This window comes from Halobacteria archaeon AArc-dxtr1 (genome assembly GCA_025517425.1).
Lineage (GTDB): Archaea > Halobacteriota > Halobacteria > Halobacteriales > Natrialbaceae > Halostagnicola.
Genome location: JAOPJY010000002.1, coordinates 427,885 through 447,898, shown reverse-complemented (window position 1 = coordinate 447,898; position 20,014 = coordinate 427,885). Strand labels below are relative to the sequence as shown.

The 20,014-nt window shown below is 66.2% G+C and carries 22 protein-coding genes; 5 read left to right on the top strand and 17 right to left on the bottom strand.

Annotated elements, in window-relative coordinates:
* Positions 1 to 64: 64 nt before the first annotated feature.
* Positions 65 to 2,179 (top strand): GAF domain-containing protein, encoded by a 2,115-nt coding sequence (locus OB905_11040; protein MCU4926512.1) that lies wholly within the window; start codon positions 65 to 67, stop codon positions 2,177 to 2,179.
* Positions 2,180 to 2,329: 150 nt separating this feature from the next.
* On the opposite strand, the gene OB905_11035 is transcribed toward OB905_11040, so the two are convergent.
* The 12 genes from OB905_11035 to ahaH form a co-directional block, all read right to left on the bottom strand.
* On the bottom strand, positions 2,330 to 3,061 hold the full coding sequence (locus tag OB905_11035; protein ID MCU4926511.1) for a protein-L-isoaspartate O-methyltransferase: 732 nt from the start codon (positions 3,059 to 3,061) through the stop codon (positions 2,330 to 2,332).
* Between the two features lie 59 nt (positions 3,062 to 3,120).
* Positions 3,121 to 3,429, bottom strand: a complete 309-nt coding sequence (locus OB905_11030; protein MCU4926510.1) for a DUF5985 family protein — start codon at positions 3,427 to 3,429, stop codon at positions 3,121 to 3,123.
* Positions 3,430 to 3,431: 2 nt separating this feature from the next.
* The gene (locus OB905_11025) at positions 3,432 to 3,773 is read right to left on the bottom strand and encodes a helix-turn-helix domain-containing protein (protein MCU4926509.1); all 342 of its coding nucleotides are present in this window, start codon (positions 3,771 to 3,773) and stop codon (positions 3,432 to 3,434) included.
* Positions 3,774 to 3,894: 121 nt separating this feature from the next.
* A complete protein-coding gene (locus tag OB905_11020) occupies positions 3,895 to 4,557 on the bottom strand; it encodes an HVO_0476 family zinc finger protein (protein ID MCU4926508.1) in 663 nt (220 codons plus the stop codon).
* 97 nt (positions 4,558 to 4,654) lie between these two features.
* Positions 4,655 to 6,079, bottom strand: coding sequence for an ATP synthase subunit B (locus OB905_11015; protein MCU4926507.1), 1,425 nt, complete (start codon positions 6,077 to 6,079; stop codon positions 4,655 to 4,657).
* 4 nt (positions 6,080 to 6,083) lie between these two features.
* Positions 6,084 to 7,847: an ATP synthase subunit A gene (locus OB905_11010; protein MCU4926506.1), complete on the bottom strand. Its 1,764-nt coding sequence runs from the start codon at positions 7,845 to 7,847 to the stop codon at positions 6,084 to 6,086.
* Between the two features lie 3 nt (positions 7,848 to 7,850).
* Positions 7,851 to 8,186 carry a V-type ATP synthase subunit F gene (locus OB905_11005; protein MCU4926505.1) on the bottom strand — a complete coding sequence of 112 codons (336 nt, stop codon included), beginning with the start codon at positions 8,184 to 8,186 and terminating at the stop codon, positions 7,851 to 7,853.
* The gene (locus OB905_11000) at positions 8,183 to 9,241 is read right to left on the bottom strand and encodes a V-type ATP synthase subunit C (GenBank protein ID MCU4926504.1); all 1,059 of its coding nucleotides are present in this window, start codon (positions 9,239 to 9,241) and stop codon (positions 8,183 to 8,185) included. The genes OB905_11005 and OB905_11000 overlap by 4 nt, the downstream gene beginning before the upstream one ends.
* Before the next feature lie 73 nt (positions 9,242 to 9,314).
* Entirely contained in the window at positions 9,315 to 9,896 is a 582-nt protein-coding gene (locus tag OB905_10995) for a V-type ATP synthase subunit E (protein MCU4926503.1), read from the bottom strand.
* Between the two features lie 18 nt (positions 9,897 to 9,914).
* A complete protein-coding gene (locus OB905_10990; GenBank protein MCU4926502.1) occupies positions 9,915 to 10,181 on the bottom strand; it encodes a hypothetical protein in 267 nt (88 codons plus the stop codon).
* Positions 10,182 to 10,406: 225 nt separating this feature from the next.
* Positions 10,407 to 12,671, bottom strand: coding sequence for a V-type ATP synthase subunit I (locus OB905_10985; GenBank protein ID MCU4926501.1), 2,265 nt, complete (start codon positions 12,669 to 12,671; stop codon positions 10,407 to 10,409).
* Positions 12,658 to 12,990: an ATP synthase archaeal subunit H gene (gene ahaH, locus OB905_10980; GenBank protein MCU4926500.1), complete on the bottom strand. Its 333-nt coding sequence runs from the start codon at positions 12,988 to 12,990 to the stop codon at positions 12,658 to 12,660. Before ahaH ends, OB905_10985 begins: the two co-directional genes overlap by 14 nt.
* A 174-nt stretch (positions 12,991 to 13,164) precedes the next feature.
* Here ahaH and OB905_10975 point away from each other — a divergent pair, with 174 nt between their 5' ends.
* Positions 13,165 to 13,788, top strand: a complete 624-nt coding sequence (locus tag OB905_10975) for a methyltransferase domain-containing protein (protein ID MCU4926499.1) — start codon at positions 13,165 to 13,167, stop codon at positions 13,786 to 13,788.
* Between the two features lie 9 nt (positions 13,789 to 13,797).
* Here OB905_10975 and OB905_10970 read toward each other — a convergent pair whose 3' ends face one another.
* Complete coding sequence (locus tag OB905_10970) at positions 13,798 to 14,574, bottom strand: phosphatase PAP2 family protein (protein MCU4926498.1); 777 nt, start codon at positions 14,572 to 14,574, stop codon at positions 13,798 to 13,800.
* Between the two features lie 126 nt (positions 14,575 to 14,700).
* Here OB905_10970 and OB905_10965 point away from each other — a divergent pair, with 126 nt between their 5' ends.
* Entirely contained in the window at positions 14,701 to 15,687 is a 987-nt protein-coding gene (locus OB905_10965) for a GDP-mannose 4,6-dehydratase (protein ID MCU4926497.1), read from the top strand.
* Between the two features lie 22 nt (positions 15,688 to 15,709).
* On the opposite strand, the gene OB905_10960 is transcribed toward OB905_10965, so the two are convergent.
* Positions 15,710 to 16,057, bottom strand: a complete 348-nt coding sequence (locus OB905_10960) for a hypothetical protein (protein MCU4926496.1) — start codon at positions 16,055 to 16,057, stop codon at positions 15,710 to 15,712.
* Positions 16,058 to 16,226: 169 nt separating this feature from the next.
* Here OB905_10960 and OB905_10955 point away from each other — a divergent pair, with 169 nt between their 5' ends.
* Positions 16,227 to 17,549, top strand: coding sequence for an MFS transporter (locus OB905_10955; protein MCU4926495.1), 1,323 nt, complete (start codon positions 16,227 to 16,229; stop codon positions 17,547 to 17,549).
* 74 nt (positions 17,550 to 17,623) lie between these two features.
* Here OB905_10955 and OB905_10950 read toward each other — a convergent pair whose 3' ends face one another.
* The 3 genes from OB905_10950 to OB905_10940 all read right to left on the bottom strand — a co-directional run bounded on the left by OB905_10950 (position 17,624) and on the right by OB905_10940 (position 18,958).
* On the bottom strand, positions 17,624 to 17,815 hold the full coding sequence (locus OB905_10950) for a hypothetical protein (protein MCU4926494.1): 192 nt from the start codon (positions 17,813 to 17,815) through the stop codon (positions 17,624 to 17,626).
* A 21-nt stretch (positions 17,816 to 17,836) separates the two neighbouring features.
* Positions 17,837 to 18,226, bottom strand: a complete 390-nt coding sequence (locus OB905_10945; protein ID MCU4926493.1) for a hypothetical protein — start codon at positions 18,224 to 18,226, stop codon at positions 17,837 to 17,839.
* Positions 18,227 to 18,394: 168 nt separating this feature from the next.
* Complete coding sequence (locus OB905_10940) at positions 18,395 to 18,958, bottom strand: hypothetical protein (GenBank protein MCU4926492.1); 564 nt, start codon at positions 18,956 to 18,958, stop codon at positions 18,395 to 18,397.
* A gap of 95 nt (positions 18,959 to 19,053) precedes the next feature.
* Between OB905_10940 and OB905_10935 the strand changes: the two genes are divergently transcribed.
* Positions 19,054 to 20,010, top strand: a complete 957-nt coding sequence (locus OB905_10935; protein ID MCU4926491.1) for a nucleotidyltransferase family protein — start codon at positions 19,054 to 19,056, stop codon at positions 20,008 to 20,010.
* Positions 20,011 to 20,014 lie beyond the last annotated feature (4 nt).

The following is a 20,014-nucleotide window of genomic DNA, read 5'->3' as shown; positions in this document are numbered from 1 at the left end:
CTGTCGTCAGAACCGATCGATTCGTGGCGGTGGCGTCTCTCACCGTCGCACGGGTTCGAAACGGATGACCGAGCCGATCACCGTCCTCGTCGTCGACAACGAGCCGGGACTGGCCGATCTCGTCGCCTCGATGCTCGAACGCGAGCGCGACTGTCTCGTCGCCGAGTCGCTTACCCGACCCGAGGCTGCACTCGCGCTCCTCGACGACGGCGGCGTCGACTGCATCGTCAGCGACTACGAGATGCCCGAGCTGACGGGGCTCGACCTGCTCGACGCGGTCCGCGACTCGGATCCAGAGCTCCCGTTTATCCTCTTTACCGGCCGGGGCTCGGAGGCGGTCGCCAGCGAGGCGATCGCTGCCGGCGTCACCCAGTACGTTCGCAAGGGCCGCGACGAGGAGCAGTACGCGCTGCTGGCCAACCAGATCGTCAACGCGGTCACCAACTACCGAACTGAGGCGGCGCTGCGTGAAAACGAGCGCCGCTACGAGCGGACGCTGGCGGCGCTCCACGAGACGACCCGCGACCTGCTCCGGGCCGGCACCAAAACCGAAATCTACCGCACGGCCGTCGAGACGGCGACCGACGTTCTCGACGTGCCGTTCGTCCGCGCGTACGCGTTCGAGCCCGCCGACGGACGGCTCGAGGTCGTCGCCACGACCGACGACGCGCGGTCGGCGGGCCGGGCCGATGCCGTCGCGCGCGGCGAGGGGCCGATCTGGACGGCCTTCTCCGACGGCGAGAGCGTCTACCGGCCGGACGTCGAGACAGACGACGCCGACCCTCGGTCGTTTTTCCGCAGTGAGTTGCGCGTCCCGCTGGGGAGTCACGGCATTCTCGTCGCCGGTGCCACGTCGGTCGACGGGTTCGACGAGTCGATGCGCGAGCTCTGTCACATCCTGGCGGCGAACACCGAGGCCGCCCTCGACCGGGCCGAGCGCGAGGCGCTGTTGCGCGATCACGACCGGTCTCTGACGGCCAAAAACGAGGCGTTGACCCGACTCAACCACGTCAACGAGATCGCCAGGCGCATCAATCACGGGATCGCGGGGGCGTCCGCTCGCGACGAGATCGAATCGATCGTCTGCGATCGGCTCGCGGACACTGACCGCTACCGGTTCGCCTGGCTGGCGTCGACGGCAGCCGACCCACCCCGCCCGGCGGCCTGGGCCGGCGTCGACGCGACGTACATCGACCGGATTCGCGAGGACGGAGCGGCCGTCCCCGAGGTCGCGACGGCGCGAGCGACACTCGCCGATGAGCAGCCCGTCGTCGTCCGGGACGTCCTCGACGACGATCGCTGGGACGATCGGCGAACCGAGGCGCTCACGTACGGGTTTCAGACGGTGCTTGCGATCCCGGTGACCGACGGCGACCGCTACTATGGTGTGCTGTTCGTCCACGCCGGCGGCGTAGATTCGATCGACGAGGACGAGCGGGCGGTCCTCGCCGAACTCGGGGAGATGATCGGGTTCGCCATCCGCTCGGTCGAACGAACCCGCGCGATGGTCGCCGACACGCGGACCGAGATCGAACTCGCCTGTCCCGACGACCGCCTGCTGTTGACCCGTCTCGCTCGCCGGCTCGACGCTCGGCTCTCGGTTCAGGGCGTCGTCGAGCGGAGTGACGAGGCCATTGTCCTCTTCGTGACCGTCGATGGCCCCCCGGTCACGGAGCTCGACGCGATCGTCGCGGAGTGGGCGACGCTGGAGGCCGCGTCGGTCCACACCGAGCACGACGATGGCTCGGTCCTCGAGCTGACGGTCGCAGCCACGCCGCTGCTCGAGGTGGTTGGGACGCGTGACGTTCGCTTGCGTGGTGTGACAGCGACCCCGGCGGGCGCCGATATCGTCCTCGAACTCTCCCGTCAGGTCGATACCCGGACGGTGGTCGAATCGATTCAGACCGCCTATCCCGAGACCGAACTGCGCGCTCGTCGCGAGCGGACCAGCGCGCCGCCGGCGCCACTCGACAGCCGGCTCGTCGACCGGCTGACCGACAGGCAACTCGAAGCGCTGAAAGCGGCCCACTACAGCGGCTTCTTCGAGTGGCCCCGCGACAGCACGGGCGAGGAGCTGGCCGCAGCGCTCGACGTCTCACCGCCAACCTATCACTACCATCTCCGGGCGGCCGAACGAAAGCTGGTCTCGATAGCGCTCGACCCGGATCTAAACAATTAGAATGGTCTCGACAAGTACACTATTCACGTAGCAACTGGCCTTACTTCGAGTCGGCCCATACCAACTGCTGGCGATCTGCAACCGGCTGTCGCCATCCCCCCTTTCCCCCTAACCCCTTTCACACGCGCAAGCCGTTGGTCTCGCAGTCGGCTAGTCCCACTCGATCCAGTCGAGCTCCCAGCCACGGCGACGCTGGGCGTCTCTGTCGGCCCGCTCACGCTCTTCCCGATCGGTTCGGTTTCGTTCGATCGCTCCCGCCTGCTCGCCATCGACGAGCAGCGGGTCGAACGACACCGTCGCGAGCGACTCGGCTTCGCCGTCGGCGCCGCTCACGACGAGTTGCTGTCCGTCCGCCAGTCGCGGATAGACGAGGCGGCCGTCGTCGGCTAGCTGTCGCTGCAGTGCCTGTGGCGGGGTGACGACGGCGGCCTCGAGGAGAATGCGATCGAACGGGGCGTACTCCGGCAGCCCCGCCGCACCGTCGCGGCGGTCGACGAAGACACCGCCGTAGCCCGCCTGTGCCAGGTTCGTCCGCGCCTCGTGGACGACCGGTCTGGCGATATCGACCGCGTGGACGTTCGCGGCTCCCGTAATCTCGGCGGCGACTGCGGCGGTGTAGCCGACGCCCGCGCCGACGATCAGCACGGCGTCTCCCGGTCGGACGGCAAGCGCCTGGAGCAGCCGCGCCGCGGTGCTGGGCGCGAGCACGCGCGTCCCCAGGTGTGAGACGTCCCGGTCGGCGTAGGCCACCCGGGGGTCGTCGACGAACGCGTGACGCGGCACCTCGCGCATGGCGACCGCGACCGTCTCGTCCGTGAGGACATTTTTCGCCGACGACTCCAGCCCGTCGACCATATCCTCGCGCAGTACCGCCGGATCCATGGCCGTCGTATCGGGGCGACGCTAATCAACCTCTCGCCTGCTCCCTCGCCCCCGGCCGACTACGGCTCCATCGTGATCGCGTACAGGATGCAGGCAAAGGCGAAGACGTTCGTCAGCTGAATCGTGGTGATCGCCAGGAACTCCGGAATCTGCTCGACGAACACGGAGACGATGAGGACGAGCACTTCCGGAAGCACGATCGCAGCGAACCCGAGCGCGATAAACAGCATCGGCCGGCTCCGATTGCGTCGGTACCCACGGAACGCGATCAGGATGATGGCGAGTCCCATGGCGGTGAGGACGGCGATGAGCGTCCACTGTACGGCGAGTTCGAACGTCAGTTCGAGAGACGGTGTCTGGAGTGTCATGGTTACATCTCCTCTATTAAGGTGGTGAACCGATCGGCCGGGGTTTCCCGTCGCTCGACGTCCAGTGAGAACCCGTCGTCGGTGAGAGCCACCGTGAGTCGGTGGAGGTTCGCGCGGTAGGTCTTGTAGTGGTGGCCGTCGCGGTCGGGAACGGTCGCTTCGGTAACGAGGTCGTGTTCGCGCAGCGTCTCGAGGCGCCGATAGATCGTCACCTCGGAGACCTCACATCGGTCGGCGAGTGCGCTGGCCGAGAGGGCGTCGGTCTGCGTGTGTACGAGGATCGCCCGGGCGACGTCGTCTGCGAGGACAGCGCCGATGGCTCCAGCGTCACACTCCTCGCCCATGACACTCGCTTCGTTCTACCCGATAAAACGTAAATCCCACAGCTTCTGTGCCTGAAGCTGTGTGTGGTGGGGGACGACCGGACGGGGGGTCCGCCGCCGTCGCGTGCCGACCGGACCCCGGCTACCAGGCCGACCAGGCGCTGCTCGTCTGGTCGTAGGCGTAGACGCGCTGGAGGTCCTTTGCGGGGACGCTGTCGCCCTCCATCTCGAAGCGGTCGCGATCGTAGCCGGTCGCGTCGTCGCGGACGACGAAGGCGTCGACTTCGAACTCCTCGTCGCCGGCTGTGCGTACCTCGCCGACGACGAACTCCTCGTCGCCAGGGACGTGCAGCGTCAGGCTCTCGCTGTCGTCGTGGGTGCCGTCTTTCGGGTGGACGGTGACGTCGACGGCGACGTTGTCGACCTCGCGGGTCCAGACGGTCTCGATGTCGTCGACGTCGGCGGCCTCGCGGCGGCGGTGGCCGTCGAGTTCGAGACTCGTCACCCGCACCGTCGCGAGCACTTCCTCGGTCTCTAAGAGGAACTCGTCGCCGGTTTCGATCCGTTCGTCGGCGGGTGTCGTCACGTTCGCGCTGAACGAGTCGCCCCCCTGGGAGACGACGACGTCGAGGGTGACTTCGCGTTCGGTCTCGGGCTGGACCTTGTGGACGTGGCCACACTCCCCACAGCGGACGGTCAGGTGGCCGCCGCCGGTGGTCAACACTTCGTGGACGGTGTCGAGCTCCGGCGAGCACGACGGACAGGGCGTCGGCACGCGATCCGGAACCTCAGATGAGTCGCTCATACCCCTCATAGCGGCTACGTACCTAAAAGGCGATTGAAGCCGTCGTCGCTGCGCTGGCGTCCCACTTGCGGCGCGAAAAAATCGTCGAGCGGTCGAGTTAGTCGGCCTGGACGGCTTCGGCTTCTTCCTCGTCTTCGCGGTAGTGCTCCGCGATGAGCTCCTCGTCGATCCGGTTGAGCTCCTCTTTGGGCAGCATCGAGAGCAGGTCCCAGCCGATCTCTAAGGTCTCCTCGATCGTCCGGTTGGTGTCGTACCCCTGCTGGACGAACTCGGTCTCGAAGCGGTCGGCGAAGTCGAGGAACTTGTTGTCCCGCTCTGAGAGCGCTTCGCGGCCGACGATGTTGACGAGGTCCCGGAGGTCCTCACCCTCCGCGTACGCCGCGTACATCTGGTCGGAGACGTCGGCGTGGTCTTCGCGGGTGAGCCCCTCGCCGATCCCGTCGTCCATCAGCCGCGAGAGGCTTGGGAGGACGTTGATCGGCGGCTCGATCCCCTGACTGTTCAGGTCGCGGTCCATCACGATCTGGCCCTCCGTGATGTACCCCGTCAGGTCGGGAATCGGGTGGGTGTCGTCGTCGCCGGGCATCGTCAGGATCGGAATCTGCGTGACCGAGCCGTCGCGATCCTTGAGACGACCCGCCCGCTCGTAGAGCTGGGCCAGGTCGGTGTACATGTAGCCGGGGTAGCCACGGCGACCCGGCACCTCCTCGCGGGCGGCGCCGATCTCGCGCAGCGCCTCACAGTAGTTCGTGATGTCCGTGAGGATGACGAGCACGTGGTAATCCTTCTCGAAGGCGAGGTACTCCGCCGTCGTCAGGGCGAGGCGCGGCGTGACCGTCCGCTCGACGGCGGGGTCGTCCGCGAGGTTCATGAAGACGACGGAGCGTTCGAGCGCACCGGTGCGCTCGAAGTCCTGCATGAACTCGTTTGCCTCCTCCTGGGTGATCCCCATCGCGCCGAAGATGACGGCGAACTCCGAGCCGTCCTCGTCGTCGTCGTCACCCTCGTCTTCCTCTGGCACCGTCGCCTGGCGGGCGATCTGGAGTGCGAGGTCGTTGTGTGGCAGGCCCGAGCCCGAGAAGATCGGGAGCTTCTGGCCGCGCACGAGCGTGTTCATGCCGTCGATCCCGGAGACGCCCGTCTGGATGAACTCCTCGGGGTACTCTCGGGAGAACGGGTTGATCGCCTCGCCGACGATGTCTTCGCGCGATTCGGGGACGATATCGGGGCCGCCGTCGATCGGGTTCCCCGAGCCGTCTAACACCCGTCCGAGCAGGTCCTCGGTGACGGGCATCTTCATCGTCTCGCCTAAGAATCGGACCGAAGCGTTGCGGTCGATACCGCCCGTCCCTTCGAAGACCTGGATCGAGACGAGTCCCTCACTCGACTCCAGTACCTGGCCGCGCAGCGTCTCGCCGTCGGGGGTCTCGATCTCGACGATCTCGTCGTAGCCGACGGGCTCGTCGACCTCGGCGAACACCAGCGGACCGCTGACTTCCGTAATCGTTTGGTATTCCTTCATGGTTCTAGTACAGACTCCGGATCTGTTCTGCGAGGTCGTCCTCGAGGTCGTCGATGAACTCGTTCCACTCCTCGGCGACGCCCATCCGGTTGAGCTGGGGTGCTGCGTCGACGTCGGCGATCTCCTCGACGGGGACGCCGGCATCTAAGGCGTTGAACGCCTCGTCGTTGAACGTCCGGATCGCCTGGAGCATCCGGTAGGTCTTCTTCGGATCGCAGTAGGTGTCGACGTCGTGGAAGGCGTTCTGCTGGAGCCAGGACTCACGCAGGTAGCGCGCGACCTCGAGCGTGAGCTGCTGGTCTTCGGGCAGCGCGTCCTTGCCGACGAGCTGGACGATCTCCTGCAGTTCGTCTTCTTCGTCTAAGACGTCGACGGCCCACTGGCGCACTTCCGGCCAGTCTTCGGCGACGTTCTCGACGAACCACGGATCTAACTGCTGGCGGTACAGCGAGTACGACTCGTTCCAGTTGATCGAGGGGAAGTGTCGCCGTTCGGCGAGGTCCGCGTCGAGCGCCCAGAACGTCTTGACGATGCGCAGGGTGTTCTGCGTAACGGGTTCGGAGAAGTCGCCGCCCGGCGGCGAGACCGCCCCGATGACCGACACCGAGCCCTGCGTGCCGTTGATGTTCTCGAAGAGGCCTGCGCGCTCGTAGAACTCCGACAGCGAGGCTGCGAGGTAGGCCGGGTAGCCCTCCTCGCCGGGCATCTCCTCGAGTCGGCTCGAAATCTCACGCATGGCCTCGGCCCACCGCGAGGTGGAGTCGGCCATCAGCGCGACGTCGTAGCCCATGTCGCGGAAGTACTCCGCGATGGTGATCCCGGTGTAGATACAGGACTCACGCGCGGCGACGGGCATGTTCGACGTATTCGCGATGAGACACGTCCGGGACATGAGCGGCTTCCCGGTCTGGGGGTCTTCCAGCTCCGGGAAGTCCTCGATGACCTCCGTCATCTCGTTGCCACGCTCGCCACAGCCGACGTAGACGACGATGTCCGCGTCGGCCCACTTCGCGAGCTGGTGTTGGGTGACCGTCTTCCCGGAGCCAAAGGGACCCGGGATCGCTGCGGTCCCGCCTTTCGCGATCGGGAACAGGCCGTCGAGGATCCGCTGGCCCGATACCAGCGGAATCGTCGGCGTCTGTTTCTCCTCTGCGGGACGGGCTTCGCGCACCGGCCACTCCTGGTGCATCGTGATCTCCTCGCCCGAGGAGAGCTCGGCGATGACCTCCTCGACGGTGAACGCGCCCGACTCGATCGACGTGATCTCGCCGCCCTCGTAGTCCGGCGGCACCATCACCTTGTGGGTGATGCTCTCGGTCTCGGGGACCTCACCGATGACGTCGCCCGGTTCGACGGCGTCGCCCTCGGAGACGGTGGGGGTAAACTCCCACTCTTTCTCCAGGTCGATGCCGGGGGCGTCGACGCCCCGATCGAGGAACGCAGACTCCATCTTCGCCTCGAGTTCGTCGAGGGGGCGCTGGACGCCGTCGTAGATGGAGTCCAGCATACCGGGTCCGAGGTCGACGCTCAGTGGCTCGCCCGTGTTCTCGACGGGTTCGCCCGGCCCGACGCCGGAGGTCTCCTCGTACACCTGAATCGTGGTCAGGTTCCCTTCGATCTCGATGACCTCGCCCATCAGCCCTTCGTCGCCGACGTAAACGACGTCGTTCATCCGGGCGTCGAGGTCCGCGGCGGTCACGACCGGACCGCTCACGCTTTCGATGACGCCGCCCGATTGGGCGGCCTCGGTGTCTTCTGCCTGGCTCATATGTTACTCGTTGTCTCCGTCCTCGTCCATCAGGTCGATACCGATCGCCCGCTTGATCTGGCCGCGCAGCCCGCCGCCACCGGTTCCGCTGCCGATGGTGACGACGACCGGCTCGACGCTCGTTTCGACCTCGCCGCGGACGTTCCGCGAGAGGTACTCGAGGTCGTCGTCGTGCATGACGACGATCCCGACGCCGTCGTCGTCGAGGACGTTCGTGACGGCGTCGTCTAAGTCTTCTCCCTTTGCGTCGTCTGGCACGTTCTCGAAGCGACTGACGCCTGCGAGGCGAAAGCCGGTCGTGAACTCGGGGCTGCCGACGACAGCGATTTCCTGACTCATAGGATCACCAGCTCCTCTTCGATCTCGGTCTCGGTGAGGCCGACCTCACGGCCACGCGCGATCGCGCGGATGTTCTCGACCTCGCGTTCTTTCGCGAGGATGTACGACAGCACCGCCGAGATCGAGACGGGGTAGATGCTCGAGAGCCGGTCTGCGTACTCGAGCAACGCGGCGTCGAGTGCGTGCTCGAACTGGATAAGGCTCTCGGCCTCGCGCAGTCGCGAGAGCGCCGTCGAGAGCCGGTCGCCGTACTGGCTGCTCTCGGCGATGTGGTCGACCAGTTCGTCGTAGTCGCCGACCAGCCGCGAGAGCTCGCTTCGGTCGAACAGGACCCCGCCGTCGATGTAGTACTCCGCCGGATCGAGGTCGGCCCCGCTGCGGGCCAGCCGGAGGGCGTTCCGGGCGTTCCGGAAGTCGATCTCGGCCTGGAGGAACTCGACGTACAGCGCACTCGGGCCGTCCTGTGGCCGCCCCAGATCCTCGAGCAGGCGCTCGTAAAAGGCCCGGTCGAGGGCGTTCTCTAGGGGGACGAGTACGCCGGTCTCTTCGAACTCCTGGTGGGCCTCGAAGAGCGGCTCGTAGAAGATCGTCCCGGTGAGCACCTCGATGGCGTCGTCGATCGCGTCGACCTCGAGCAGGCGATCGATCGTCGCATCGTCGAGTTCGCCGGCCCGGATGAGGTCGGTCTGGACCTCCTCGGTCGGCGTCTCGGTGTAGATCCCCCGGATGATCGTCTTGACGTTCCAGACGTCGAACTTCCGGAGATAGCGCGCGATCCGATCGTAGACGCGACCGTCCGCCCAGTCGAGCAAGTCGTCGAAGTGGCGGGCGAGATTCTGGTTGAGTGCGTACTCGATCAGGTCGACGCCCGAAAACCGGGTGCCGAGCCGGTTGATCTCGTTTTCGTACTCCGACTCTTCCATGAACCGGGCGATACCGCTTGGCCCCATCCGGATCAGCTTCCGGTACTCCTCGTCGGCGAACAGCGCGGCGCGCCGAGAGCGGACGCGGGCGTTGACGTACTCGGGGTTCGAGGCGCCGGCGCCTGCGCTCACGGCGACCACCCCGCCTGGCCGGCGGTCGCGGCGGTTCGGTCGAGCCACACCGTACCCGTGGAAACGCCTGTGGTCATTGCTCGAAGAGGTCGTCGCTGATCGCCCGGAGGTTCTCCTCCCAGACGTCGGCGAGGACCGAGTCGAACGTGTTGTTCACGCGGACTCGGGAGGCCTCGCTCTCGACGACGACGCCGCCGAGACAGTCGTACTCGCCGGCGACGCTGTAGCCGTCGTAGTCGGCGACGATCGTCTCGAGTAGCTCCTGATCGGCGGCGCTGCCGTAGACGCGGACGTCGTCTCCCGCGTCGAACTCGACGCTGGCGGCGTCGAGTAGCTCCCGAGTGAGCTCCTCGCGGGTGTCGCCCTCGAGGTCCTCGATGGCGTCTTCGGCCGCGTCGCGGACGTCGCCGAGTACGTCACGGCGGGCCTCCAGGCGCTTCTGTTTCGCCTCCAGTTTCGCACTGGAGAGTCGCTGTTCGCGAAGCTGCTCGATCTCGCGATCGACCTCGCGCTCTGCGCGCTCTGTGATCTCTGCGGCGTCCTCCTCGGCCGCCGCCTCGATCTCTTCGGCGCGGGCTTCGCCCTCGGCGCGGATGTCCTCCGCACGCGCGTGGGCCTCTTCTCGAATATCTTCAACGACTGTGTCCAAACTCATTGGTAAGAAAAGCGGCGCTTACAGCGCGAGGATGACGATGAGCAGCGCGAAGATCACGAGCGTCTCCGGCAGCACCGTCAGGATGATCCCCGGGATCAGCATGTCGCGGTCCTCGGCGACGGCGCCGACCGCGGCGGCACCGATTCCCCGCTCTGCGTATCCCGATGCGAGTGCCGCCAGTCCGACGGCGATCGCCGCAGCACCGTAGTCAGTGAGGAACGGCGACTCCTCGACGATAGTCTCTCCGTTCTGCAGTACGACGTCGGCAAGTTCAATTCCTGTCATGTCTAAGTTAGCCCTCTGTGTCGTTCAACCGCTTCGAACAGGCTATCCTCGCCACGCGGCCCCTATAAATCTCCCGAAAGAATTCGACACAGCTAAGCCGTCTTATCGGCCCTCAGGCCACTCTACGGCGGATTTGTGGATTCAAAACTCTGGCGGTCGGTCGTCGATGCCGCGCGGACTCGTCCCGGTGTGCAGAGACGAGCGCAAAAAGTGTGGATTCGTCGGTTAGTCGGCGGTGTGAGTGCGTTCTTTCCCGAACGGTTCGTACTCTTCGCCACCACCCTCGTAGAACTTCTGGAAGAACTCCACGTATTCGAGGCGGAGCATCTGGATGCCCGCTGCGGTGATGCCCAGCAGCAAGACCACGATGTGGCCGACGACGAACACCAGGATCGCGGCCACGATCGCGATGGCCGAGACCACGACGTTGTCTCCCAGGTGGATGAGCCCCACGAACTGCGTCGTGAGCTCGGTGGTGCCGGCGATGTTCTCGGCGCCGACGCCGGGGATGTCGAAGTACATGTAGCCGTCGGGCGCCTCGTAGGCGCCGAAGACGAGCAGGTTGACGACGAACGCCATCACACCCTTCGCCAGCAAGACGGCGACGATTCGCAGGTACGAGAGGACGTGACCGAACGCCCACGCCGGCGTCTCGGCGACCCCGGCGATCCCCTCGGCGGCGGCGACCATCACGAAGCCGACGGCGAACGCGGCGAGGCCGAGGAGGCCGACGACCTCCGGAATGCCGGCGAAGCCGACGAACTCGTAGAGGACCGCCTCCTCACTGGTCCCGACGAAGAAGTCGGGTTTGTACTCCGCGGCCGTCAGGTCCGTTCCCAGCCCCATCGATCCCGCGTCGGGATGGCTGAAGATCCAGAGGAACAGCCCGTTCAGCGCGAGCAGCCAGGAGCCCTTCTCCATGATCGCGGCTTTCAGCCCGTGATTGAGCTCGTTGACGAAGCCCATAATCAGCCCGAGGTTGAGATGGACCAGGCCGAAGACGATGCTCACGATCGCCCACAGGAGCACCCACTCGACGGTCTGAATCCCCTTACTGAGCACGCCCGCAAGCGGGAGGAACTCGAGCCCGAGGTCGGCCATGTGGACGCCGAAGATATCGTCGAACAGATAGCCGAAGATGACGGTGAAGCCGCCCGCCCAGACCGCGATCGAACCGATCGCCTGCATCGCGTTGGAGTCGAACTGGTAACAGGCCCACCCCATCGCCATGTAGAGGATGCCGTAGCCGATGTCCCCGATCATGAAGCCGAACGCAAAGGGGAAGGTCAAGAAGACAAGCAGCGTCGGATCGAGCTCCTTGTACTTGGGCTGGCTGACCATCTTGACCATCAGCTCGAACGGTTTGGCCGGCGTGAGGTTGTCGAGGACGACCGGCGGATCGTCGTCCATCGTCACGGTCTCGTCGCCGTGGCCGGTCGTCGTCCCGCCGTCGGTGGCGGCTTTTGGCGCCTCGCGCTCGCTCTCCTCGTCGCCCGCCTCGTCGACCGCTGAGCCACCCTCGTCGGCGACGGGGGCGGCGTGGGTGGGCGCGCCGTGGCGGTCGTACTCCGCGCGCTCTAACTCTTCGATCTCGACGCTCTCGCCGACGGCATCACGCAGGTCGGCGACGAGCTGGTCGTAGTCCTCGCTGGGGATCCACCCCTCTGCGACGAACGCCCGGCGCGTCGTCGCAAACTGTAGGGGTGCTTCCGCGCGCTGGACCTCGATGGTGAGCTCCTCTTCGATGCGCAGCAGGAAGCCCGCCTCCTCGGCTTTGATCGTCTCGAGCTCGTCGTCGATCGCTGCGAGCTGCTCGTCGATCTCGTCGAGGCGTGACTGTAACTCCTCGGCGTACGCCTCGGGGGCCTTCTCCGTCTCGGGGACGGCGTAGCGGGTGAACTCGAGGCCGACGAGGGCGTCGTCGATGATGCCCTCGGGGTCGTCGCCCTCGGGGGCGGCCACGATAGCGACGACGTCGCCGCCGGTGAACGTCTCGTACGTGCGGATGGCGTCCTCGGCGTCGAGGGCGGCTTCGACCTCGGTCTGCGAGCCCTCGCCGACGAGAACGTCGACCGACTCGTAGCCAGAGAGCAAGTCCAGCTCGATCCCGAGTGTGGCGAACGGTTCGACCCGTTCGAGATCCTCTTCGACCAGCCGCTTCTGGTCGCGGAGTTCGCCGCGGCGGTCGTCGATCTCGTTGATCCGGGTGCGGATCTCCTCTAAGTGGGCCTCCCAGTCGTCGTCGAGTCGGCCGGGGACGGCCTCGTCGGGCTCGAGGTCGAGCGTGCTCTCGAGTGCCCGGACCGTCACCAGCGTCTCGGAGGCGTCCTCGGCGCCCTCGATCGGGTTGCCGTTGTCGAATCCCGCCCAGGAACCGTCGTAATCCGAGAGGTGGACGACGTTCAGGTCGTGGATCGTCTCGATGACCGTGGGCATGACGCCCTTGGAGCCGGTCACCGAGATCTTGCTCATCTGCTCAGGTCTGAGCATGGACGTCCTCCTGGAACAGGGAGACGACGCGGTCGACGACGTCGTCGACACGCTGGTCGGCGTGCTCGGCGAGCGCGGCGCGCTCTTGCTCGCCCTGCTCGAGGATTTGGGCTGCCTCCGCATCGATCTCCTCGCGTGCCTCCTCGAGTCGACGTTCTTTCAGGTCACGTGCCTCTGCCTCTGCGCTCGTGCGAATCTCCTCGGCACGCTCTCTGGCCTCGGCGATTCGCTCGTCGCGGTCGCTCTCTGCGGTCGCGACGATGTCGTCGGCTTCCTCCTCCGCCGACTGGAGTCGTTTAAGAACCTCTGGCCTCGGCATACTCTTCTCAGCCGTCGTTTGCTCGAGCGCGTATATGGTAGTTGCGAAACGCAGGCGGTTCTCGGCCCCGGGTCGGACGATCAGATCGCTCCGCTGTGGCGGCTCAGCTGCCGCCCTGTCCGCGAACACCCGCGATCAGCACACATATTTGGCCAGGGCCGAAATGGACTGGAAATGGGAGTCCTCGAGAACAAGACGCGGGCGCGGCTGTTCTACAAGTACCTCTCGACGGTCTACGACCGGGTCAACCCCTTCATCTGGAACGAGGAGATGCGCGCGGAGGCACTCGACCTCCTCGACATAGAGCCCGAGATGCGAGTCCTCGACGTCGGCTGTGGCACCGGCTTCGGGACCGCGGGGCTGCTCGAGCACGTCGACGAAGTGTACGCACTCGACCAGAGCGAACACCAGCTCGGCCACGCCTACGAGAAGTTCGGGAAACGGGCGCCGCCGGTGCACTTCCACCGTGGCGACGCCGAGCGCCTGCCGTTTGCGACGGACAGTTTCGACGTGCTCTGGTCGTCGGGCTCGATCGAGTACTGGCCCAACCCCGTGCGCGCGCTCCGGGAGTTTCGCCGCGTGCTCGTCCCCGGCGGCCAGGTGCTCGTCGTCGGCCCCAACAACCCCGAGAACACCCTCCTCGAGAAGCTCGCCGACGCGATCATGCTCTTTTACGACGAGTACGAGGCCGACCGGATGTTCAAAACGGCCGGCTTCGAGGACGTCCGCCACAAGTTCATGGGGCCCGAGTACAGCCCCGACGTCGCGATCACGACCGTCGCCCGCGCACCCGAGTAACGTACGGATTCAGGCAGCCACACCGAGCAGCCGCCCCCGCACCGGCGGCGACTCCAGGAGCTGCCAGCCGACGATCGTGACGACCGTCCCGCCGAGTGCGAGCACCGCGCGGCTGCTCGCACCGCTTGCCAGGACGGCGCCGGCCGCAATGGCGAGCGTGATCGCGAACGCGACCGCGGGACGATCGCGGGCGAGCCACGCCATCGCCGCCAAATAGGCGACGCCGAGGACGACCGCCGTGAGGACGTCCGGAAGGTAGTGGACGCCGAGGGCGAGCCGCGAGAGCCCGACGAGGGCGACGAGGAGTGTGATGGCGCCTGCGACCGGCCAGCGGATGGTCTGCAGTCGCGCCCGCCAGTCGAGGCGCCCGGACGCTGTCGCCCCCGACAGCCCGCCGCCGGCCCACCACCATGCCAGCGCCCCCCAGAAGACCGTCGCCGCCATCGTATGCCCGCTCGGGAAGCCGTGTTCGCTGGGCTCGATGGCGTGGTAGGTGGCGGGTGGGCGCGGGAGCGCCAGCAGCGATTTCACCAGGACGATCAGCGCGAGTCCGCCGAAGACGACCGCGACGAGGGTCATCGTTCGGGCGGCCCACAGCGCCCCGTCGTGGCGGCCGGTAGCACGCGCCCGCCGCAGTGTGACGCCACCGTCGGCGAGGACGAGCATCCCGAGAAGGGGGAGGATCACCACGAGATCGCCCGCGAGCGAGACCACGGCGAGCAGGTCGACGAGCCACGACGGCAGCGTCTCCCGGAGGCTCACCATGACGCCGAGGTCGCGTTGCATACCGGGGGGCGCGCAGGCCACCGATAAAACGATACGGGCTTTGGGCTCGGCGGGGTGTCTCGTTCGCGCCGGTCTGTAAAATGAGAATATAAAAGTAGCCTTGCAAGAACGAACCGCTATCCAACAATGCAGATCTTAGTGACCGGCGGAGCGGGATTCATCGGGGGCCACCTGGCCGAGGCGTTCGTCACGGCCGGCCACGACGTCTGTGCACTCGACAATCTCGACCCGTTCTACGAGACGGATATCAAGCGCCACACGATCGAGGCCGCCCGGACGGCCGCGGACGACGGCGAGGGTAGCTACGCGTTCGTCGACGGCGACGTCCGGGACCGCGAGTTGGTCGCCGACCTCGTCGCCGACGCCGACGTCGTCTACCACCAGGCGGCCCAGGCCGGCGTGCGTGCGAGCGTCGACGATCCACACAAGACGACCGAGATCAACGTCATGGGCACGCTGAACGTCCTCGAAGCGGCTCGCACGGGCGACGTCGAGCGCGTCGTCCTCGCGAGTTCGTCGTCGGTCTACGGCAAGCCGGAGTCACTGCCCTACGACGAGGCCCATCCGACGACGCCGGTCAGCCCCTACGGCGTCTCGAAGCTCTCGGGCGAACACCTCGCGCGCGTGTACTCCGAACTCCACGACCTGCCGACGGTCGCGCTGCGGTACTTCACCGTCTACGGGCCGCGGATGCGCCCGAACATGGCGATCAGCAACTTTGTCTCCCGGGCGATCAACGGCGACCCGCCGGTCATCTACGGAGACGGCCAACAGACCCGTGATTTCACCCACGTCGACGATATCGTCGGGGTCAACCGCCAGCTGCTCACCGACGACGCCGCCGACGGCGAGGTCCTCAACGTCGGGAGTACGGACCGGATCACCATCCAGGAACTCGCCGAGACCGTCTGTGCGGAACTCGACCCCGATCTCGACCCGGTCTATGAGTCACGGCGGACCGGCGACGCCGAACACACCCATTCGGATATCTCGAAAGCCGCAACGCTGCTGGGCTACGAACCGTCGACCTCGATCGTCGCGGGCGTCTACGACTTCATCGCGTGGTACCGCGAGAACCGCGACTGGTACGAACCCCTCGTCCAGCGCTCGTAGCTATCCCACCAGCTGCCAGTTGCTACGCGGGGGCCAAATCCTCGGCTTCGGTGTGAGCTAGCGCTTCGTCGATGAGTTGGTGTCCGTCGTATTGTACCACTTCCGACTGGCGATCGTAGTCGACGATCCCGGCGTCGTCGAGCTTCGGTAAGTGTGTGTGTCGAAGTGAGATATCGACCGTCTGGCGATCGGCATCGACGTACCTGCTGACCTCGCTCGAAAGGGTTTTTACGTCTTCCATTTCCACCGGAAATAGCGTTCGTAGAACGATGCGGCGGCGCCGATTCGAGAGGATCTCGAATACCAGATCGAAGTCGGTCGCTGGCTGCTTCTGTAGGACGTCGGCTCCGGTGGGTGTGGCGTCAGACATCTACTCTTTTGATTACATATCTCGTGTATATAATGGTTTGTAAGCATTCTCACAGCACGAAAACCGCACCCGTTTTGGACAGTCGCACTATGCAGCTACTCCTCTACCACCTGCTGTCCGCGACAGCAATCCTCATACGCGTGTTGGCCGTCCGGGCAGATAGCAGGACATGAGCGACGAGTCAGTCTCGGCTCCCGATACTGCCCACGAGACGCCCGACCGACTCGGCCGCGCCGAGTATCTCGTCATCGGCTCGGTCATCGCGAGCACCTTCTTCGTCGGCTTCGGCGGCGGCGTCATCTTCCCCATCTTGCCGAATCTCGGGGCCGTCCTCGGCATCTCGCCGCTCATGGTCGGACTGATTCTGAGCGCGAATCGGTTCTCGCGCCTGCTCGCAAACGCGCCGGCCGGCAGTCTCGTCGACCGCATCGGCACCCGGACGCCGTTCGTCGTCGGGATGCTCGTCCAGGCGCTGGCCACCCTCGGCTACGTCGTCGCATACGTCGCCCCCCTGCCGGAGGCGTGGTTCTTGCTCGCGCGGATCGGCTGGGGGCTCGGCAGCGCGCTGGTGTTCGCGACGGCGTACACCATCGCCGCCGACGTGAGCCCGCGGGGCTCGCGCGGGACGAGCATGGGGCTCATCCGCGGGGGGATCATCTTCGGCTTTCCCAGCGGGCTCGTCCTCGGGGGTATCGTCAGCGAGGTGGCCGACGGCGTGCTCGCCGACCTTCCGGGTGACGTGGTTGCGTTCGTTCTGGCGACCGCCTTCGCTCTGGTCGCCGTCGCGCTCGCCTACGCCACCGTCCCCGAGACCCACGTCGAGGGCGCGCCCAACCGGTCGGTCAGCCCGTGGGAGATCGACCGCAGCGTCCCGACGCTCACCGTCGGGCTCGTCAACTTCACGGTCCTCTTTGCGTATATCGGTGCCCTGTTTGCCACCCTCGTGCTCTTTCTCGGCGCGCTCGACGTCGGCGTCTTTGGCTTCGACGCCCAGGGAAGTTCAGGCATTTTCATGGCCGTCACGGTCGTCGCGGCCGCCGTCTGCATGCTGGTGGGTGGCTACCTGAGCGACCGGCGTGGCTCGCGCGTCGCGATCCTCCTGGCGTTCATCGGCGTCTCGTCGGTCGGCTTTCTCCTCCTTTCGACCGCCGACTCCGTCGCGACGCTCACGCTGGCCTGCGTCCTCATCGGCGCCGGCCAGGGTGGGACGAGTGGCCCGCTCATTGCGTTGCTCGCCGATCTCACCCCCGCCGATCGGATGGGGCGGGCCGCCGGGACGATGAACGTCCTCGGGGACGTCGGCGGGGGGCTCGGCCCGCTGGTGGCGCTCCCGCTGGTCGAGGTCGTCGGCTTCTGGCCCGTCTACGCCGCCTGTGGGGCCTTGCCGCTGCTGGCGGGTGTAATCTTGCTCTGCGGGATGCGTTACGAGACGGGGCAGTTCTTCCCGGCGACCGACGCCCTCGAGCGGGCCGGTGAGTCGAGTCCGGAGTAGGTCGTGGCGCTCGGCAGCTGGCCGCCAACGCACAGGCCCAACACCGCCCTTCGGATGGCCGATCGACCGGTGTCTTAGAGCACGCTCGAAAGGATCCGTCTCGTCAGGTGGGGGTGTCCCGGGCTACTGGTCTCCTGTGCCGCACGGATCTCGTCGTCCCCGATCCCGGGCTCACCCCTGCGGGTTCCCTGCAGAACCACCGTATTCGGCGGCGTGGTCACCGCCACCCCAGCCGGATGGTGCCCGTCCCAAACCATCTTGGTCATAGATATATCTGTTAGTCCCGACTATATCCGCCTGGGTCGGCCGAACCACCGACTGGCCCAGGGCCGTCCCCCACCCTCTGGGCCCCTTCCGCTCGTCTGGGCCGTCCCACAACTCCCCATCCCCCTTTCGACTTTTCGCTCGACGTCGTGCGTAGCGCCGTCTGTCTCGTTGGGGACGCTCAGGCTGGCCACAGCACGATTCTTCCCCATCGACGCTCTCACACCCGTCTCGGCGCTGTGTGTTCGGTCGACTCCCCAGAGCTGTACGTTGGGGACGCCACACGAGCTGCAGACGGCGGCGTCGTTTCCGTTGTAGGGACGCCGTTCGAGCACGCCCGCCTCGCAGTAGGTACACGAGCAGCCGTCTCTCGCTGTGAGGAGTTGCTCTGTTGTGGACTGTGTCTGTGCCATCGGTAGTGGCATCCTCACCGCCGTCTAAAACGCAGTTGCTCGTTTGCACCAGCGGCAACCGGCCGGAGCCGTCTCTCGCTCCCCGTGCCTGAGCACGTGTGGTCACCCGCGACTACGGTCCACCGGCGCGCGGGGCGCTGATTGCACTGTCCGGTCACCACGCGGGCTTCAGTCGCCGTCGTCGTCTTCCGTTTCGTCGGGTTCCGTTTCGTCGTCTTCCGTTTCGTCGGGTTCGGGCGCCGGTTCCGGGCCACCGGCGTCCTGTGCCGCGCGGATCTCGTCGTACTGCTCGCGGGGGAGTAAGGCGTCGACCTCGCCCGTCTCGAGCAGTTCGAGCAGGCGCTCTGAGTCGCCGGTGAGGACGAACACCCCCTGTTCGCCGATGCCGGCTTCGATCGAGATGTCTTCGGCGCCGCTGTGGGCGGCTTCGAACTCGATGGCCAGTCCGAGCACCACCTCTTGCTGGCGTTCCTGGAACGCCGCTTCGACCTCTTCCTGGCTGAGATCTTCGTCTTCGGCCTCGGCCATCACCTCCTGTTGAATCTCCATCATCCGCTCTTCGGACGGCTGGATCGCGGCCGTGATCCCCTCGTCGTCCTCGAGCTCCGGCTCCGTGCCGACCTCGAGTCCGTTTCCGCCGTCGTTGAGGAGGTCCAGACAGCCGGCCAGTGCCGCGGTCGTCCCGGCGCCGGTCGCTGCGAGTACGCGGCGGCGGGTCGGATCCGATGTCATATCTCGGTACTGCGGGCGTGTGCGAATAAGGGTTTCACTGGCACGTTCGGTCCGTGAGACAACACTTATACTGATTCGTTGAAACGGACGCACATATGGACGCTGTCGTGCTGGCGGGTGGCGATTTCTCGCGAATGTGGCCGGGGACGGACCACCGGCCGAAGATGTTTCTCCCGATCGACGGCACGACGATCATCGATCGCATCTTCGGCGAACTCGAGCGCGACCCGCGCATCGAGACGGTGTACGTACTCACGAACCGCGAGTTCGCCCCCGAGATCGACGCCCATCTCGCAGATGCGCCCTACGAGAAGCCGACCGTCGTCGTCGAGACGGCAGCCTCGGATGGCAGCCGACTCGGCGTTATCGGGGCGCTCGCACAGCTGACGGCACGCGAGTCGCTCGACGACGCCCTCGTGATCGCGGGCGACAACTACGTCAGCTTCGCGATCAGTGACTTCCTCGACGCCTACCAGGACCGAGCGGGGCCGACGATCGCCGCCTACGACCGCGGGACGACCGACCGCGCCTCGAACTACGGCGTCATCGACGTCGACGACGGCCGCGTCACCGCTTTCCGGGAAAAACCCGCCGAGCCCGACAGCTCGCTGATCTCGATCGCCTGCTACGGCCTGCCCGCCGACGCCCTCGCCTCGCTCGAGCCCTACCTCGAGGCGGGCAACGATCCCGAAGAGCTGGGCGCGTTCATCGGCTGGCTGCTCGAGCGCCGCCCCGTCTCTGCGTTTCCCGTCGACGGCGCCTGGTTCGACGTCGAGACGCCCGGCTCGTATCTCGATGCGATCTCCCACCACTTAGACGGGGCGACCTCTATTGCGGCCTCCGCGACGGTCGAAAACTGTTCGTTTGGGACCAACGTCCACGTTATGGCCGGCGCCGAGCTCGTCGACTCGACGCTCGAGCGCGCCGTCGTCTTTCCGGATGCGGAAGTTACCGACGCGACGATTTCGGATACCGTCCTCGACCAGTGTAGCGTCGTCGAGGGGGTCTCGATCGCCGATAGCGTCGTCGCCTCTTACTCCGTCATCAGGTAGTGGC

Coding starts and splice junctions, on each gene's coding strand:
- OB905_11030 (MCU4926510.1), bottom strand. CDS start 3,429: ATGACACTCCAGACACCGTCTCTCGAACTGACGTTCGAACTCGCCGTA.
- OB905_10970 (MCU4926498.1), bottom strand. CDS start 14,574: ATGCAACGCGACCTCGGCGTCATGGTGAGCCTCCGGGAGACGCTGCCG.
- OB905_10960 (MCU4926496.1), bottom strand. CDS start 16,057: ATGTCTGACGCCACACCCACCGGAGCCGACGTCCTACAGAAGCAGCCA.
- OB905_11035 (MCU4926511.1), bottom strand. CDS start 3,061: ATGGATCCGGCGGTACTGCGCGAGGATATGGTCGACGGGCTGGAGTCG.
- OB905_10955 (MCU4926495.1), top strand. CDS start 16,227: ATGAGCGACGAGTCAGTCTCGGCTCCCGATACTGCCCACGAGACGCCC.
- OB905_10975 (MCU4926499.1), top strand. CDS start 13,165: ATGGGAGTCCTCGAGAACAAGACGCGGGCGCGGCTGTTCTACAAGTAC.
- OB905_10995 (MCU4926503.1), bottom strand. CDS start 9,896: ATGAGTTTGGACACAGTCGTTGAAGATATTCGAGAAGAGGCCCACGCG.
- OB905_10945 (MCU4926493.1), bottom strand. CDS start 18,226: ATGGCACAGACACAGTCCACAACAGAGCAACTCCTCACAGCGAGAGAC.
- OB905_11020 (MCU4926508.1), bottom strand. CDS start 4,557: ATGAGCGACTCATCTGAGGTTCCGGATCGCGTGCCGACGCCCTGTCCG.
- OB905_10965 (MCU4926497.1), top strand. CDS start 14,701: ATGCAGATCTTAGTGACCGGCGGAGCGGGATTCATCGGGGGCCACCTG.
- OB905_11040 (MCU4926512.1), top strand. CDS start 65: ATGACCGAGCCGATCACCGTCCTCGTCGTCGACAACGAGCCGGGACTG.
- OB905_10935 (MCU4926491.1), top strand. CDS start 19,054: ATGGACGCTGTCGTGCTGGCGGGTGGCGATTTCTCGCGAATGTGGCCG.
- OB905_10990 (MCU4926502.1), bottom strand. CDS start 10,181: ATGACAGGAATTGAACTTGCCGACGTCGTACTGCAGAACGGAGAGACT.
- ahaH (MCU4926500.1), bottom strand. CDS start 12,990: ATGCCGAGGCCAGAGGTTCTTAAACGACTCCAGTCGGCGGAGGAGGAA.
- OB905_10950 (MCU4926494.1), bottom strand. CDS start 17,815: ATGACCAAGATGGTTTGGGACGGGCACCATCCGGCTGGGGTGGCGGTG.
- OB905_10940 (MCU4926492.1), bottom strand. CDS start 18,958: ATGACATCGGATCCGACCCGCCGCCGCGTACTCGCAGCGACCGGCGCC.
- OB905_10985 (MCU4926501.1), bottom strand. CDS start 12,671: ATGCTCAGACCTGAGCAGATGAGCAAGATCTCGGTGACCGGCTCCAAG.
- OB905_11010 (MCU4926506.1), bottom strand. CDS start 7,847: ATGAGCCAGGCAGAAGACACCGAGGCCGCCCAATCGGGCGGCGTCATC.
- OB905_11005 (MCU4926505.1), bottom strand. CDS start 8,186: ATGAGTCAGGAAATCGCTGTCGTCGGCAGCCCCGAGTTCACGACCGGC.
- OB905_11025 (MCU4926509.1), bottom strand. CDS start 3,773: ATGGGCGAGGAGTGTGACGCTGGAGCCATCGGCGCTGTCCTCGCAGAC.
- OB905_11015 (MCU4926507.1), bottom strand. CDS start 6,079: ATGAAGGAATACCAAACGATTACGGAAGTCAGCGGTCCGCTGGTGTTC.